The sequence below is a fragment of the Celeribacter litoreus genome (genome assembly GCF_020165855.1).
Lineage (GTDB): Bacteria > Pseudomonadota > Alphaproteobacteria > Rhodobacterales > Rhodobacteraceae > Celeribacter > Celeribacter litoreus.
The window spans coordinates 19,036-33,526 of the sequence record NZ_JAIUFY010000014.1 but is presented as its reverse complement, the minus strand read 5'-3'; the positions used below and the strand labels follow the sequence as shown (position 1 = coordinate 33,526).

The window sequence follows — 14,491 nt, the reverse complement described above, 5'->3', positions numbered from 1 at the left end:
TCTCGGGCTCAAGGGGTAAGAGCAATGATCATCGCCTTTTTGCGTCCTTGATTCGACAGAAGTGCCCAGTGAGCACTGATAGACCGGGGAAATGCGGCCGAAGCCTCTCAAACAGGGCCTGATTGCGCTATTTACCGCCCAGATCACACCATTGCTTGCACTTTGCCCTCACATCGGTAACAGAGGGCGCGAATGCCGGACTCGAGGAGGAGTCGGCACATTTCTGGGAGTCCAAAAGGAGATCCGCCCGTGGATATCGCTCACCTGCGCGAGGCGCACCCCGACCACTGGATGAAGGCTGCTGCCATCCGCACTCTGACGCTCGACGCTGTTGCCGGCGCCAATTCCGGTCACTCCGGCATGCCGATGGGTATGGCCGACGTCGCGACTGTTCTCTTCGAGAAACACCTTAAGTTCGACGCCGCTGCGCCGACCTGGCCGGACCGCGACCGTTTCATCCTGTCCGCTGGTCACGGCTCCATGCTGATCTACTCCCTGCTCTACCTCACCGGCTACAAAGAGATGCCGCTCGAGCAGATCAAAAACTTCCGCCAGATGGGCGCGAAAACCGCCGGTCACCCGGAAAACTTCCTGCTCGATGGCGTTGAGACCACCACCGGTCCGCTTGGTCAGGGCATCTCCAACGCTGTTGGCTTTGCCATGGCAGAAGAATCCCTGCGCGCCCGTTTCGGTGCTAAGCTCCAGAGCCACTACACCTACGTGATCGCGGGTGACGGTTGCCTCATGGAAGGCGTGTCCCAAGAGGCCATCGCCCTCGCAGGTCGTCAGAAACTCGGCAAGCTGATCGTCTTCTGGGACAACAACAACATCACCATCGACGGCACCGTGGACATTTCTGACCGCACCAACCAGCCGCAGCGCTTTAAAGCCGCCGGTTGGCACGTGATCGAAATCGACGGTCACGATCCGGAGCAAATCGACGCCGCGATCGAAGCTGCGAAAAAGTCCAAGAAGCCGTCCATGATCGCCTGCAAAACCCACATCGCTCTGGGTCACGCGGCACAGGACACCTCCAAAGGCCACGGCGCGCTCACCGACGCCGACGCCCTCAAAGCCGCCAAAGAAATCTACGGCGTAAACTGGGGTCCGTATGAGGTCGCAGCCGACGTCAAATCCCAGTGGGAAGAAATCGGTTCCAAAGGCCGTGAAGAGCGCGTTGCTTGGGAAGCCCGTTTCGAAGAGCAGTCCGAACGCCGTCAGGCCGAGTTCAACCGCGTCTTCGCGGGCGAAGCTCCGAAGAAACTCTCCGCGACGATCAAAGCCTTCAAAAAGCAGATTTCCGAAGAGCAGCCGAAACTTGCAACCCGCGCATCCTCTCAGAAGGTGCTCGAAGTTGTGAACCCGGTGATGCCGGAAACGCTCGGTGGCTCCGCTGACCTCACCGGCTCCAACAACACCCTGACCGCTGGTCTGGGCACGTTCGACGAGACCAACCGCAAAGGTCGTTACGTCTACTACGGAATCCGTGAGCACGGCATGGCCGCTGCGATGAACGGCATGGCGCTCCACGGCGGCATCCGTCCATATGGTGGCACGTTCTTCTGCTTCACCGACTACGCGCGCCCGGCGATGCGTCTGTCCGCTCTGATGCAGATCCCTGTGACCTACGTCATGACCCACGACTCCATCGGCCTCGGCGAAGACGGTCCGACCCACCAGCCGGTCGAACACCTCGCCATCTGCCGCGCAACGCCGAACACGATGACCATTCGTCCGTGTGACACCGTTGAGACCGCAGAAGCTTGGGAAATCGCGCTGACGTCGCAGAAGACGCCGTCCGTTCTCGTTCTCACCCGTCAGGGCGTTCCGACGCTCCGCACCGAGCACAAGAACACCAACCTCGTCTCCAAAGGCGCCTACGTTCTGGCCGAAGCTGAGGGCAAACGCGAAGCGATCCTCATCGCAACCGGGTCCGAAGTGGCCATCGCTATGGAAGCCCGCAAGATCCTGCAGGAAAACGGCATCGGCACCCGCGTTGTCTCCATGCCCTGTATGGAGCTCTTCGCAGAGCAGGACGAAGCCTACCGCCGCAAGGTGCTTCCGGCTGGTCCGGTGCGCGTTGGCATCGAGGCCGCTGTCCGCGAAGGCGGCTGGGATCGCTGGCTCCTCGGCGAGCGTGGCCGCGAAGCGAAACAGGCGTTTGTCGGCATGACCCGCTTTGGCGCCTCCGCTCCTGCAGAAGAGCTCTACGAGAAGTTTGGCATTTCTGCCGACAACGTGGTGGCTCAGGTCAAAGCGCTTCTGGGTTAATCCCCGACACACTCAAAGTTCAAAAGCCCCGCCTCAGTGCGGGGCTTTTTCTCATTGGGGCGACATCACACGATCACAGCACCAGCACTTCCCGAGGGTTTCACAACCAATAGGCGCTTCTTTCGCCCTACCTTCGAAACAAAAAACACCTCTTCAGAACCATCTACATTTACGACATAGCGGAGACGTCCAAGGCGATAAACTTCGCCCCTAATTTCAACATTATCGTGATCCTTGTCGAAATTCACATCAGCGCGTTCAAGGGATAGCTTCGTAAAAACATTTCGATTTGCTCGCTCCTCAAAGGCACGGATCTCGTCAATAATTCCCTTGACTCCAATCGGATCGAGCCCTCCTTTTTCACGCTCCTCATTGATTTGCGAGAGTTTTCTCTTTGAAATGAGGTACCCGATGCCGACTGTCGCTGTAGAGGCAGCGCCCGCCACGACCCAACCCACAGGCGTCAGGCCGAGGAATGTTACAGGAACCAGCCCCAACGACTGAGCAAGACCTCCAAGTCCAACCGCGGATAGAGTTGCTCCAACAAATGCGCTCGATGAAGAGGCGGCAACGCTAGCAGCAGCCGCAAGACCTGTCGCAGAAACGAGTCCAGATGATGTGAGCAGCCCTGCATTTCCGAGAATGAAGGCGCCAACCCATGTCGACGACAATGTGCCTGCCACGTAACCCGATGCGGCGGTTGAAGCGATCCACGCACCGGATGAATGAAGAACGGGTATAGCCAAGACTGGAAGCATATCAAAAACTTTCAATAAATTATGATTGTGGAAAGCCTAGACACTAGGTGTTTCCCATACAACCATTTGCAGGAGCAAATTGTGAGAACGAATACGCTGAGCAATTGTCGCAAAATTTATGGCTTAAGCCCCGCCTCAATGCGGGGCTTTTTTGTGCACCTTTTGCGCATGACACAGAATGCGAGCGCTAACCTCTCGATTTTCCACAAAAGTCCTCTTGCCAGACGCCAAATCATCCGGCAATCACATCAGCAGAGCGACCCCACGACATCAGGGGCGGATGTTTTCGCTAACGCAACATGTTGTCGCTAACATCGCATGTTTACGCTAACATGTTGGCGTTAAAAGCTTTTCCACCATAGCACACCGTCGTATACGACCAGCCAAGCTATCCCTGTCGCTGTTGGAGACGCACATGACCATCAAACTTGGCATCAATGGCTTTGGCCGTATCGGACGCTGCACCTTGGCTCACATCGCCGAGGCTGGCTTGAACGAGGTCGAAGTCGTCAAGCTGAACGCCACTGGCCCGATCGAAACCAATGCACACCTCCTGAAATACGACTCCGTGCACGGCCGTTTCGGCGGTGAGGTTCGCGTTGAGGGCAACACGCTCGACATCGGCCACGGCCCGATGCAAGTGATGTCCACCTACGATCCGAACGAACTGGATTGGGAAGGCGTTGACGTCGTGCTCGAGTGCACCGGCAAATTCAACGACGGCCACAAAGCCAACGTCCACCTCGAACGCGGCGCAAAGAAGGTTCTGATCTCCGCACCGGCGAAAAATGTGGACCGCACCGTTGTGTTCGGCGTGAACCACCGCGAACTGCGCGAGAACGAGCGCATGGTGTCGAATGGTTCCTGCACCACAAACTGTCTCGCCCCGCTCGCCAAAGTGCTCAACGACGCCATCGGCATCGAGAGCGGTATCATGACCACGATCCACAGCTACACCGGTGATCAGCCGACGCTCGACCGCCGTCACAAGGACCTGTATCGCGCCCGCGCAGCCGCCATGGCGATGATCCCGACGTCCACCGGCGCGGCGAAAGCCCTGAGCGAAGTGCTCCCGGAACTGACCGGCAAGCTCGACGGCTCCGCGATCCGCGTCCCGACGCCAAACGTGTCCGCCGTTGACCTGACATTCCAGGCGTCCAAAGACGTCACGGTCGCAGATGTGAACGAAATCATGCGTGAGGCCGCCGAAGGCCACATGCGTGCGGTCCTCGGCTATGACGAAGAGCCGAAGGTCTCGATCGATTTCAACCACACCACACAGTCGTCCATTTTCGCTCCGGACCAGACCAAAGTGATCGGCCGCACCGTGCGCGTTCTGTCCTGGTACGACAACGAATGGGGATTCTCTGCGCGGATGGCCGACGTTGCCGCCGCAATGGGCCGTCTCTGAGAAGGGCCCCGCAGGCGGGCGGCAGGAGGAGCCCCCGCCTGTGTTTTCCAACACACTCTCCGAAACTCCGGCATGTAGGTGCCCGGAGTTTTCTCTGTTTTTTGATCTGACCCCTTTCCTTCTTTGTGCCTCTGACGCAAAGTGCCGCCAAGACGAAGCAACAGCGACAGATATGACCAACCAGATCGCCCTCGGGCTTGCCATCGTGATCTTGATCGTCCTTGGCCTCGATTTTGGGCTGAATGAAGGTGACGGAACCGTCTTTATGTTCCGCGAACTTCTCGATCTGATTGATTTAATCGCATTCTGGCGCTGAGCCGTCTTGTGCGTGTTTTTCTGATTTTTTGGGAACACGCCTGCACAATTTTCTGAGACGGACATGCCCGTCTCGGCTCACACAAGAAGGGACATCCTCCGTCTCTTCTCCAGCCAAAGCGTCAAGGAGGTGCTGTAATGGCCGTGAAAGTCGCAATCAATGGATTTGGTCGTATCGGACGTAACGTGCTGCGCGCGATCATCGAATCGGGACGTACCGATATCGAGGTCGTCGCGATCAACGATCTGGGTCCGGTTGAAACGAATGCCCATCTGCTCCAGTTCGACTCGGTGCATGGCCGTTTCCCGGTCGAAGTGAAATTCACCGAAGATACCATCGACGCGGGTCGCGGCCCGATCAAGGTGACGGCGATCCGCAATCCGGAAGACCTGCCTTGGGGTGATGTGGATATCGCGCTCGAATGCACCGGTATTTTCACCGCGAAAGAGAAAGCAGAGCTGCACCTCAAAAACGGCTCCAAACGCGTTCTCGTCTCCGCACCCGCCGCCGGCGCAGACAAGACCGTCGTCTACGGGGTCAACGACTCGGTTCTCACCGCAGACGATATCGTGGTGTCCAACGCGTCCTGCACGACGAACTGCCTGTCTCCGGTCGTGAAGGTTCTGAACGACGAAATCGGAATCGTGAAAGGGTTCATGACCACGATCCACAGCTACACGGGCGATCAACCGACGCTCGACACGATGCACAAGGATCTCTACCGCGCACGTGCCGCCGCTCTGTCGATGATCCCGACCTCCACCGGCGCCGCGAAAGCCGTTGGCCTCGTTCTTCCGGAACTCGCCGGCAAACTGGACGGTGTTGCGATCCGCGTTCCGACGCCGAACGTTTCTGTTGTCGACCTGACCTTCGAAGCTGCGCGCGAGACCACTGTCGAAGAAATCAACGACCTGATCCGCAAAGCCGCAGACGGCCCGCTCAAAGGCGTGCTCGGCTACACCGATCGCAAGCTGGTCTCCACCGACTTCAACCACGATCCGCACAGCTCTATCTTCCACACCGACCAGACCAAGGTCATGGAAGGCACCATGGTGCGCATCTTGACGTGGTACGACAACGAGTGGGGCTTCTCGAACCGCATGGGCGACACTGCCGTTGCGATGAGCAAGTTCCTCTAAGACACACAGAGAGCGGGGGCCTCGGCCCTCGCATATAGCTATCCCGCGCGAACGGGAGAGGAGCGCTCCGAAGGTTTTTCCTTCGGAGCGTTTGCTATATCCGGTGACGCTCCTTATGTGATGCCTCAGTGGCCATGCGACAGGCCGCCCTCCTCCATAGCCCTCCTTACGCCCGCGTTCTGCGCCAGATCGATATCCATGCCAAACATCTCGACGCTCCTCAGCGAGTTCATCACCCTTTGGGTCGTCATTGACCCCATCGGCACCCTCCCCGTCTTTATCGGCGCCACCGCGAGCCTGCCGGCCAAATACGCGCGCAAGGTCGCCTTCCGCGCTGTTCTGATCGCGTTCTGCATCCTCTTGGCATTCATTCTGCTCGGGCAGATTATTCTCGAAGCCCTCGGGCTCGGGCTACCGTCCTTCCAGATTGCGGGCGGGCTCGTCCTGTTTCTCTTCGCGCTCACCATGATCTTTGGCGACGGCAAACCATCCCAAGAGGCCGCACAGGTTGAGAAGCCACTGAAAGATAAGAAAGCGCAGGCAAAGCGCGCAGCGGTCTTTCCGCTCGCCATGCCATCCATCGCCTCACCGGGCGCGATGTTGGCGGTCGTCATGCTCACCGACAATGACCGATTCTCCATCGCCCATCAGGCGATGACGGCATCCATCATGTTCATCGTGTTGTTCATTACCCTGTTGATCCTGGTCGCGGCACAACCGATCCTGCGCGTGCTCGGAGAAACCGGCGCGGCCATCGTTTCACGGGTGATGGGAATGGTTCTCGCCGCCGTCGCGGTGGACACCGTGCTCAAAGGCTTCGTCGCCATCGGAGTCATTCCGGCGTTCTGAGGCGGCGTTAGGCGCGACGACGCGCCCAACGTGTCAGGCGTTGAATTTCGCGATCAGGCGCTCTTTGACCGCAGGCGAAACGAATTTCGAGATGTCTCCGTCAAGGCGCGCGATCTCTTTCACGAGCTTGGAGGCAATCGCCTGATGGCGGGCATCGGCCATGAGAAACACGGTCTCGATCTTGTCATCGAGCGCGCGGTTCATGCCCACCATCTGATATTCGTATTCGAAATCAGCAACAGCGCGCAGACCACGCAGAATGATCGTCGCATTCACGTCGCGCGCGCATTGGATGAGGAGGTTCTCGAACGGATGTACGACGATTTCGCAGCCAGTGGTGTCAGAGAGACCCGCAGTATACTCTTTGAGCATCTCCACGCGCTCTTCGAGCGAAAACAGAGGCCCCTTGTCACGGTTGATTGCGACCCCAATCACGAGACGATCCACAAGCGCACAGGCCCGACGGATGATATCGCCATGACCGTGAGTAACGGGGTCGAATGTCCCGGGGTACAAACCAATACGCATGTGGGTCTCCTCTTTGATGTGCACGCAACATTATTGCACACGCAAAATCAAGGCCCTTCGGAACAAACACCCCGTCAAAGGTCACAAATATTTTGCAATCAGCCTGACGACCGTCAGTGCCCCATGATCATGCCTTCAAGGGCATTGTTTTCCATGGCGAGTTCATCAAGACGCGCTTTCACGACATCTCCGATGGACACAAGCCCGATCATCACGTCACCGTCCATAACCGGCATGTGACGGAACCGCCCCGTGCTCATCCGTTCGAGGACGGCAAGCGCGGTGTCATTGGGGCTACAGCTCACGAGCTTGCGCGTCATGAAATCGGAGACTTTGTTATTGAGAGCAGACGGCCCAGATTTGCCAAGCTCGCGGACCACATCGCGCTCTGAGAGAATGCCCTCGGGCGTGCGCGGGTTCGTGGCGACGACCACGGCACCGATCCGACGTGCAGAGAGCAACGTCGCTGCCTCTCCGATTGTGATATCCGGACGGATGGTCACGGTTTCTTTGATGGCTTTGTTTTTGAGAATCTGACCGACGAGCATATTTCCTCCCTTGGATTGACCCGACCGAACAGAAGAGACGAACCGAAAAACGGCCAACCTTCTGTTCTTACGCTTAAATACGCGACGCGACCTCCCAATCGCATTCGCACTCCTCTATGTGAGCGTTCACTTCCTGCGACAATCTGTCAAGCGTCAGCTTCGAGTTGACCCACAACTTCGCGCATGGTTTTCGCGAAAAGATCACAAAAACGGCCCAGACGTTCGACTTTTCGGTCGTCTTCATGGCGCACAAGGTAGAAGCTCCGATGTAAACGGATGGTTTCCGGCATCACGCGCTGCATCTGCGAAACATAGGGCAGACAAAAGTCGTGAACGATTCCCAACCCGAGCCCGGCGCGGATCATATTGAGCTGCACCGAGACGGAATTAGATGAGAAATCAACGCGGTTTACGCCGATTTCCTCCAGATAATCCAATTCCTTATCGAAAATCAGATCTGGCACATAGCCAATGATCTTGTGCGGGGCGAGAGAGCTAATATCCGTGATTGGCGCGTGTTTTTTCAGATACCAATCCATCGCGGCCAAGGAGAGGTGGTAATCGGTGATTTTCTGCACGAGCACACGCCCCGACGTCGGCAGTGAAACGCTCACAACAACGTCGACTTCCCTCTTTGACAGGTTGAACAGGCGTGGATGGGCGATGATTTGCACGTTCAGAGCGGGGTGCAGCTCCACGATTCGGGCGATGACCCGCGGCAGGACGTAGTTGGCGGCCCCGTCCGGTGCCCCCACGCGGATCACACCGCTGAGGCTGTCCCCTTCGTTGCTGAGAGCCTCGGTCCCGAGAAAAACGGATTGCTCAGCACGTTCCGCATGTTCGAGCAATCGTCCGCCATCACGGGTCAACTCATACCCCTGCGGCGACTTCGCAAAGAGTGTCACCCCGAGCGCCTCTTCCAAACGACTGATACGCCGCCCAACGGTAGCAGGGTCAATCCGCAGCTGCTTGCCCGCGCCGGAGAGGCTCTCTGTGCGGGCAACCGCGAGAAACACCCGAAGGTCATCCCAGTTCGTCGACATTTTCTTTCCTCCCTTGGCCGTCGCTCAAATCTTGCGGGCGCCATAAGACCGTAAGCTTACTTGCGTGAGGACATGCAAAATTGCAAAATGTTTTTGGAAAATTCGATCTTTTTTAGACAAAAACGCAAGACTAGAGTGCCGGTCAAACAGGAGGATCTCTAATGGAAGAGCTCAAGCATTTTATCGACGGCAAGCTGGTCGCAGGCACCTCTGGCCGCTTTTCGAAAGTCCGCAACCCGGCAACGGGCGAAGTGATCGCAAAGGTTCCGCTGGCAACGCCCGCCGAACTGGACGCGGCTGTTGAACGCGCAGCAATCGCCCAGAAAGAATGGGCTCAGGTGAACCCGCAGCGCCGCGCGCGCGTCTTCATGAAGTTCGGCGCCCTCATCAACGAAAACATGGACCGCCTCGCAGAGTGTCTCTCCCGTGAGCACGGCAAAACCATCCCCGACGCGAAAGGCGACGTGCAGCGCGGCCTCGAAGTGGTCGAGGTCTGCATGGGCACACCGTCCCTGATCAAAGGCGAATACACCGCCGACGCAGGCACCGGCATCGACCTTTACTCCATGCGTCAGCCGCTCGGCGTTGTAGCAGGCATCACGCCGTTCAACTTCCCTGCGATGATCCCGCTCTGGAAAATGTCTCCGGCCATCGCATCCGGCAACGCAATGATCCTGAAGCCGTCGGAGCGCACTCCGATGACCTCCCTGATGCTCGCTGAAATCTTCAAAGAAGCCGGTCTTCCGGACGGCGTTCTGCAGGTTGTGCACGGCGATAAAGAAGCTGTGGACGCAATCCTCGATAACGATACGATCCAGGCGGTTGGCTTCGTCGGCTCCACCCCGATTGCGCAGTATATCTACGGTCGCGCCGCCACCAACGGTAAACGCGCCCAGTGCTTCGGTGGTGCGAAGAACCACATGATCATCATGCCCGACGCAGACATGGACAAAGCGGCCGACGCACTCATCGGCGCAGGCTATGGCGCTGCTGGCGAACGCTGCATGGCGATCTCCGTCGCTGTTCCGGTTGGAAAAGAGACCGCAGACGCTCTGATCGAACGCCTCGTACCGAAAATCGAAAAACTCAAAGTTGCGCCTTACACCGGTGGCGACGATGTTGATCTCGGTCCGGTCATCACCGCACAGGCGAAAGCTCGCATTGAAGGTCTGATCGACTCCGGCGTGGAGCAAGGCGCAACACTCGTAACCGATGGTCGCGGCCTGAAAATTCAGGGCTATGAAGAAGGCTACTTCGTTGGCCCGACCCTCTTCGACGACGTCACGCCGGATATGGACATCTACAAAGAAGAGATCTTTGGTCCGGTTCTCTCGATGGTGCGCAAAGACAGCTACGACGATGCGCTTCAGCTCATCCTCGACAACCAATACGGCAACGGCACCGCAATCTACACCGGTGACGGCGATGTGGCCCGTGACTTTGTGAACCGTGTCGAAGTCGGCATGGTTGGCGTCAACTTCCCGATCCCGGTTCCGCTCTCCTACTACTCCTTCGGTGGTTGGAAGAAATCGGCCTTCGGCGATCTCGATCAATACGGACCGGACGCGTTCAAGTTCTACACCAAGACGAAGAAAGTCTCCGCCCGCTGGTTCTCCGGCATCAAAGACGGCGTGGCACTGAACTTCAAAGCCATCGACTGATTAGTTCTCCCCCCACTGATTACGTTGGGCCCGCTCCATAGCGGGCCCTTTTTCGTATCCGGCGCCGACGTTTGGTATCTCGGGCATGCAATCCTAGGGCTGTGCAAATTTTCGGGGTAAGATCAAAGACAGGTTTTTCATGCGCATATGATGATGCGATTGGAAAATCGTATTTCAATGACTGGAGGATCTCCACGATGACCAAAAATGTTGGCGGAATTGACCGTATCATCCGCGTTGTAGTCGGCCTGGCCCTGATTGCGGGCTTTTTCATGAACCCTGACGCATCCATGCGTTGGCTCTATCTGATCGGGATCATCCCGCTCGTGACAGGGCTCATCAACTTCTGCCCGCTCTACACCATTATCGGCGTGAACACCTGCAAACGCTGACGCATTAGCCGGAGTGCGCGAGTGCGGAGAGCGCCTCGCGATCTGTGAGCGTGACAACGCCGCGCGCGGTTTCCACCCATCCGCGGCGTTGGAATTCCTGTAGCTGACGCGAAATAACTTCCCGCGCGGTCCCCAATTCGGCGGCGAGTTGGGCGTGAGTGGCTTTGAGTTGCGCCTTGCCTGCCGCAAGTTGCAGCAGCTTGGCCGCTAACCGGATATCGACCTTTTGAAAGGCGATTTCCTCGATCACATGGAATAGGTCGGTGATCCGCCGCGAATAGGCCGAGAACACGAAATTCCGGAAATTCTGCGACGTGGCGACGAGATCGTCGAACACACGGCGCGGGATGGCGACGGCTTCGACCTCAGTCTCCGCGATGCCCTCTGCCGCGTAGTCCTCATAGGCCAAGAGACACGCGGTGGTCAGGACGCAGCTTTCCCCTGCATGGACACGATAGAGGACGATCTCCCGCCCGCCTTCGGTCGTTTGCTGAACACGCACGGTGCCGTCCAATAGGAGCAGCAAGTTTTCAGGGCTCTTCCCCGGACCGAAGAGGATCGTCTTCTCAGGCAAATGGACGATTTGAGATTGCGCCACGAGACGCTCCCGCACCCGTGGCTCAAGGCCCGCGAGCCCCTCAAAGCGATCAATCCAGTCCATGTGACGCGCGTCCCCTTCTGGTCAGACACGCATGTTTTAGAAGCTTGTTGCCTCTTCGACAATCTCGGTCAGCAAATCTTCGACCGCTTGCATGCTCCCCTCGGGATAATTCGGGAAGCCAATGGTCACCTTGCCGTCGCGATCTGCAACGTAGATCGAGTAGGGACAATAGACGATGTTGGACGGATCGGCCTCCATCACTTGCCGCGAGACCTTCGCAGAACAGAAGAGAAAGATATCCGCACCATCGAACAGCACCACGTCGGAGCCGACATCCTCACGCGTCCGTTCGAGCATTTCACCCGTGTGGCTGCGGTAGTCGATGACGAGACCTTTGGAGATGATCGCATCCTCGACGGCGAAGGTCGCATCCTCGAACGTGCCGTCATACTCATAGGTGATCGCGGCATCGTTGGCGAATACGGGCGTGGCCATCAGGCAAAGCGCTAAAGTCTTGAAAAGTTTCATGACATGTCCTCCCTAAGAGACAGCATAGCATAAAAAGGGCGCCCCGAGGGACGCCCTTCCCAGTCCCCACCTTACTGAGAGACTGATTTCAGATATTCAATGACCGCTGTGACGTCCTCTTCTTTGCGCAGACCGGCAAAGGACATCTTGGTCTTTTTGTAGACGCCTTTCGGCTTCGCGATGAACTCTGCCAGATGCGCGTCATCCCAGACCACACCGGACGCATTCGCGTCGAGCAGGTCATTGGAGTATTTGAACCCGTCCACATGGGCGACCGGCGCGCCGTAGACGCCATTGAGAACCGGACCCGTCTTGTTCTTCGCGTCTTCACCGACCTGGTGACAGGCTTTACACTTCTTGAAGACGTTTTCGCCCTCTGCCGCCAATGCCGCATCGAAAGACGCTGCCATCGGCGCTTCCTCCATCGGCTCGGGGGCAGGAGCCTCCTCTGCCGCTGCCATTTCAACAGGCTCTTCCATTGCAGGTTCGGCCTCGGCGGTCTCTTCCTCCGGCGTCACATCGAGAACCGTCGCACGCTTCGTGATTTCAACGTTTTCCTTACAGTTCTCGTAGCAGGCGTTGGCCTCCGTGAAGATCGTGTATTCGGTTTCCGCCCGATCATCGACAATGAAACCCTCTGCGTTCGGCATTTCCACATCGAGGAAGTTCTCGTTGGAGAGCACAAAGTCGTCTTCGACGAGATAGTTCGAATAGAGGATATAGGCCGTGATCGCGTAGACATCGTCGTCCGACATGGTTTGCGCGGCGCCGAATGGCATGGAGCGGCGGACATAGTCGTAAACCGTCGAAAGGTAAGGCCAGTAGGACCCGACCGTCTTGAGCGGGTCTTTGTCCGCGAGAGTCCCGTCACCACCGGCGAGCTTGGGCCAGTTACCAGCGCCTTCCGCGAATTCACCGTGACAGACTGCACAGTTCTCGGAAAAGATCATTTCGCCGTCTTCGACAGAGCCGGACCCGACCGGAAGACCGTCGCCATTCGGAGAAATGTCGAGGTTCCACGCTGCGATCTCTTCAGGCAGAGCCGCTCGTCCGAGACCGAAGCCTTCGGCGAAGGCCGGCACGGAGAAGGTCGCGACGAGAGCCGTCGCCGTCATGAGTTTAGGAAGAAACTTCGACATTCTCTGCCTCCCCGTTGGTTTTGACATGCCATGTCTGGATACAGTTGTTGTGATAGACGGAGTTCTCGCCGCGGACCTCGCGCAGCTGCGCTTTGGTCGGCTGAACATAGCCCGTCTCATCGTGCGCACGGCTCTGGAGCAGCATCTCTTCGCCGTCCCACGTGGTGTCGAGATAGAACCGCGTGAGGGCCATCGGCTGACCCGGGTTTGCGAGACGGGCTTTCTCCCACGTCTTGCCGCCGTCTTTGGAGACATCAACACCGGTGATCGCGCCGCGACCGGACCATGCGAGGCCAGTAATGACGAGCGGGCCTTTGCCGTGCTTGATCGGCATTTGCGGGCTCGGAGAGGTCACAACGGATTTCGCATCCATCACCCACGTCCATTTGCGCGAAGTGCCGTCGGCGAGCGTGTCGGTGTATTTTGACGTCTCTTCACGGGACTCGATGGCCTGCGCCGTCACTTCGATGCGGCGGAGCCATTTGACCCACATGTTGCCTTCCCATCCCGGAACGACGAGGCGCACCGGATAGCCATGCTCCATACGCAGCGCTTCGCCATTGGCTTTGAAGGCGATCATACAATCGTCGAGGGCCTTCTCCATCGGGATGGAGCGACCATTGGAGGACGCATCCGCACCTTCGACATAGACCCATTTGTCCGACAGATCGCCCGCCGCGTCGAGGCCTGCCTCTTCGAGAAGGGTGCGCAGCGTCACGCCGGTGTATTCCATATTGTGGATCATCCCGTGGGTGAACTGCGAGCCATTGAGCTGGGCACCTGCCCATTCCATGCCGGTGTTCGCCGCACATTCGAGGAAGAAGGTCTTGTTTACACGCGGGAAGCGTTCGAGATCTTCGTAAGAGAAGACGAGCGGCTGATCCACGAGACCGTTGATCATCAGGCGGTAGTCTTCTTTCTTCAACTCGATTGCGCCGGAGTGGTGGCGTTCAAAGGCACAGCCCTGCGGCGTGATCGTCCCGTCGAGCGCATGGATCGGCGTGAAGTTGATCGACGAGATCGGATCGGCGGTGAGCCACGGCACGTTGCGGCGGATCACGTCTTCCTCGAATTTGATCGGCAGACCATAAGGCGTCGCATCGACACCATCGCCGAGGCCCATGGCCCAATCCTGTTTCTCGGTGATCAGCGGATCAGGACCCGATTGCGCCGACGCGCCGGTTGCTGCCAGACCCACACCTGTGGCCGCAGCCCCGCGCAAAAACGCGCGGCGGGACGGGCCTTCTCCGGTGATGTCATTGGGGGTGTCACTCATTCTCGTGTCTCCCTTTTGAGGTTGTGCGTTG

At 57.9% G+C, this 14,491-nt stretch carries 15 protein-coding genes; 7 read left to right on the top strand and 8 right to left on the bottom strand.

Annotated features, from left to right (window positions below):
* The first annotated feature begins 249 nt into the window (after positions 1-249).
* A complete protein-coding gene (gene tkt / locus LA304_RS13765) occupies positions 250-2,271 on the top strand; it encodes a transketolase (RefSeq protein ID WP_224503744.1) in 2,022 nt (673 codons plus the stop codon).
* A gap of 65 nt (positions 2,272-2,336) precedes the next feature.
* Here the strand turns inward: tkt and LA304_RS13760 are convergent, their stop codons facing one another.
* Positions 2,337-3,017, bottom strand: coding sequence for a hypothetical protein (locus tag LA304_RS13760; protein WP_224503743.1), 681 nt, complete (start codon positions 3,015-3,017; stop codon positions 2,337-2,339).
* A gap of 427 nt (positions 3,018-3,444) precedes the next feature.
* On the opposite strand from LA304_RS13760, the gene gap (LA304_RS13755) reads away from it, so the two are divergent.
* The 4 genes from gap (LA304_RS13755) (at position 3,445) to LA304_RS13740 (ending at position 6,744) form a co-directional block, all read left to right on the top strand.
* Positions 3,445-4,440, top strand: coding sequence for a type I glyceraldehyde-3-phosphate dehydrogenase (gene gap / locus LA304_RS13755; RefSeq protein WP_224503742.1), 996 nt, complete (start codon positions 3,445-3,447; stop codon positions 4,438-4,440).
* Between the two features lie 172 nt (positions 4,441-4,612).
* Complete coding sequence (locus tag LA304_RS13750) at positions 4,613-4,756, top strand: glyceraldehyde-3-phosphate dehydrogenase (RefSeq protein WP_224503741.1); 144 nt, start codon at positions 4,613-4,615, stop codon at positions 4,754-4,756.
* A gap of 137 nt (positions 4,757-4,893) precedes the next feature.
* Complete coding sequence (gene gap, locus LA304_RS13745) at positions 4,894-5,895, top strand: type I glyceraldehyde-3-phosphate dehydrogenase (RefSeq protein WP_224503740.1); 1,002 nt, start codon at positions 4,894-4,896, stop codon at positions 5,893-5,895.
* Positions 5,896-6,093: 198 nt separating this feature from the next.
* The gene (locus LA304_RS13740; protein ID WP_224503739.1) at positions 6,094-6,744 is read left to right on the top strand and encodes a MarC family protein; all 651 of its coding nucleotides are present in this window, start codon (positions 6,094-6,096) and stop codon (positions 6,742-6,744) included.
* A gap of 33 nt (positions 6,745-6,777) precedes the next feature.
* Here LA304_RS13740 and coaD read toward each other — a convergent pair whose 3' ends face one another.
* From coaD to LA304_RS13725, 3 genes are all read right to left on the bottom strand, one after another.
* The gene (gene coaD, locus LA304_RS13735; protein ID WP_224503738.1) at positions 6,778-7,272 is read right to left on the bottom strand and encodes a pantetheine-phosphate adenylyltransferase; all 495 of its coding nucleotides are present in this window, start codon (positions 7,270-7,272) and stop codon (positions 6,778-6,780) included.
* Between the two features lie 113 nt (positions 7,273-7,385).
* Positions 7,386-7,820, bottom strand: a complete 435-nt coding sequence (locus LA304_RS13730) for a CBS domain-containing protein (protein WP_224503737.1) — start codon at positions 7,818-7,820, stop codon at positions 7,386-7,388.
* Positions 7,821-7,966: 146 nt separating this feature from the next.
* Entirely contained in the window at positions 7,967-8,863 is an 897-nt protein-coding gene (locus tag LA304_RS13725) for a LysR family transcriptional regulator (protein ID WP_224503736.1), read from the bottom strand.
* A gap of 161 nt (positions 8,864-9,024) precedes the next feature.
* Here LA304_RS13725 and LA304_RS13720 point away from each other — a divergent pair, with 161 nt between their 5' ends.
* Positions 9,025-10,524, top strand: coding sequence for a CoA-acylating methylmalonate-semialdehyde dehydrogenase (locus LA304_RS13720; RefSeq protein WP_224503735.1), 1,500 nt, complete (start codon positions 9,025-9,027; stop codon positions 10,522-10,524).
* A 197-nt stretch (positions 10,525-10,721) separates the two neighbouring features.
* Positions 10,722-10,916, top strand: coding sequence for a YgaP family membrane protein (locus LA304_RS13715; RefSeq protein ID WP_224503734.1), 195 nt, complete (start codon positions 10,722-10,724; stop codon positions 10,914-10,916).
* Positions 10,917-10,920: 4 nt separating this feature from the next.
* On the opposite strand, the gene LA304_RS13710 is transcribed toward LA304_RS13715, so the two are convergent.
* From LA304_RS13710 to soxC, 4 genes are all read right to left on the bottom strand, one after another.
* A complete protein-coding gene (locus LA304_RS13710; protein WP_224503733.1) occupies positions 10,921-11,577 on the bottom strand; it encodes a Crp/Fnr family transcriptional regulator in 657 nt (218 codons plus the stop codon).
* Between the two features lie 36 nt (positions 11,578-11,613).
* A complete protein-coding gene (locus tag LA304_RS13705) occupies positions 11,614-12,045 on the bottom strand; it encodes a DUF302 domain-containing protein (protein WP_224503732.1) in 432 nt (143 codons plus the stop codon).
* A gap of 71 nt (positions 12,046-12,116) precedes the next feature.
* On the bottom strand, positions 12,117-13,184 hold the full coding sequence (locus LA304_RS13700) for a c-type cytochrome (RefSeq protein ID WP_224503731.1): 1,068 nt from the start codon (positions 13,182-13,184) through the stop codon (positions 12,117-12,119).
* Positions 13,165-14,460 carry a sulfite dehydrogenase gene (gene soxC / locus LA304_RS13695; protein ID WP_224503730.1) on the bottom strand — a complete coding sequence of 432 codons (1,296 nt, stop codon included), beginning with the start codon at positions 14,458-14,460 and terminating at the stop codon, positions 13,165-13,167. The genes LA304_RS13700 and soxC overlap by 20 nt, the downstream gene beginning before the upstream one ends.
* Positions 14,461-14,491: the final 31 nt, after the last annotated feature.

Excerpts from the sequence above, each read along its gene's own strand:
- LA304_RS13710 (WP_224503733.1), bottom strand. The coding sequence starts at position 11,577 with ATGGACTGGATTGATCGCTTTGAGGGGCTCGCGGGCCTTGAGCCACGG.
- LA304_RS13730 (WP_224503737.1), bottom strand. The coding sequence starts at position 7,820 with ATGCTCGTCGGTCAGATTCTCAAAAACAAAGCCATCAAAGAAACCGTG.
- LA304_RS13725 (WP_224503736.1), bottom strand. The coding sequence starts at position 8,863 with ATGTCGACGAACTGGGATGACCTTCGGGTGTTTCTCGCGGTTGCCCGC.
- LA304_RS13700 (WP_224503731.1), bottom strand. The coding sequence starts at position 13,184 with ATGTCGAAGTTTCTTCCTAAACTCATGACGGCGACGGCTCTCGTCGCG.
- coaD (WP_224503738.1), bottom strand. The coding sequence starts at position 7,272 with ATGCGTATTGGTTTGTACCCCGGGACATTCGACCCCGTTACTCACGGT.
- gap (WP_224503742.1), top strand. The coding sequence starts at position 3,445 with ATGACCATCAAACTTGGCATCAATGGCTTTGGCCGTATCGGACGCTGC.
- LA304_RS13740 (WP_224503739.1), top strand. The coding sequence starts at position 6,094 with ATGCCAAACATCTCGACGCTCCTCAGCGAGTTCATCACCCTTTGGGTC.
- LA304_RS13705 (WP_224503732.1), bottom strand. The coding sequence starts at position 12,045 with ATGAAACTTTTCAAGACTTTAGCGCTTTGCCTGATGGCCACGCCCGTA.
- gap (WP_224503740.1), top strand. The coding sequence starts at position 4,894 with ATGGCCGTGAAAGTCGCAATCAATGGATTTGGTCGTATCGGACGTAAC.
- LA304_RS13720 (WP_224503735.1), top strand. The coding sequence starts at position 9,025 with ATGGAAGAGCTCAAGCATTTTATCGACGGCAAGCTGGTCGCAGGCACC.
- LA304_RS13750 (WP_224503741.1), top strand. The coding sequence starts at position 4,613 with ATGACCAACCAGATCGCCCTCGGGCTTGCCATCGTGATCTTGATCGTC.
- soxC (WP_224503730.1), bottom strand. The coding sequence starts at position 14,460 with ATGAGTGACACCCCCAATGACATCACCGGAGAAGGCCCGTCCCGCCGC.
- LA304_RS13715 (WP_224503734.1), top strand. The coding sequence starts at position 10,722 with ATGACCAAAAATGTTGGCGGAATTGACCGTATCATCCGCGTTGTAGTC.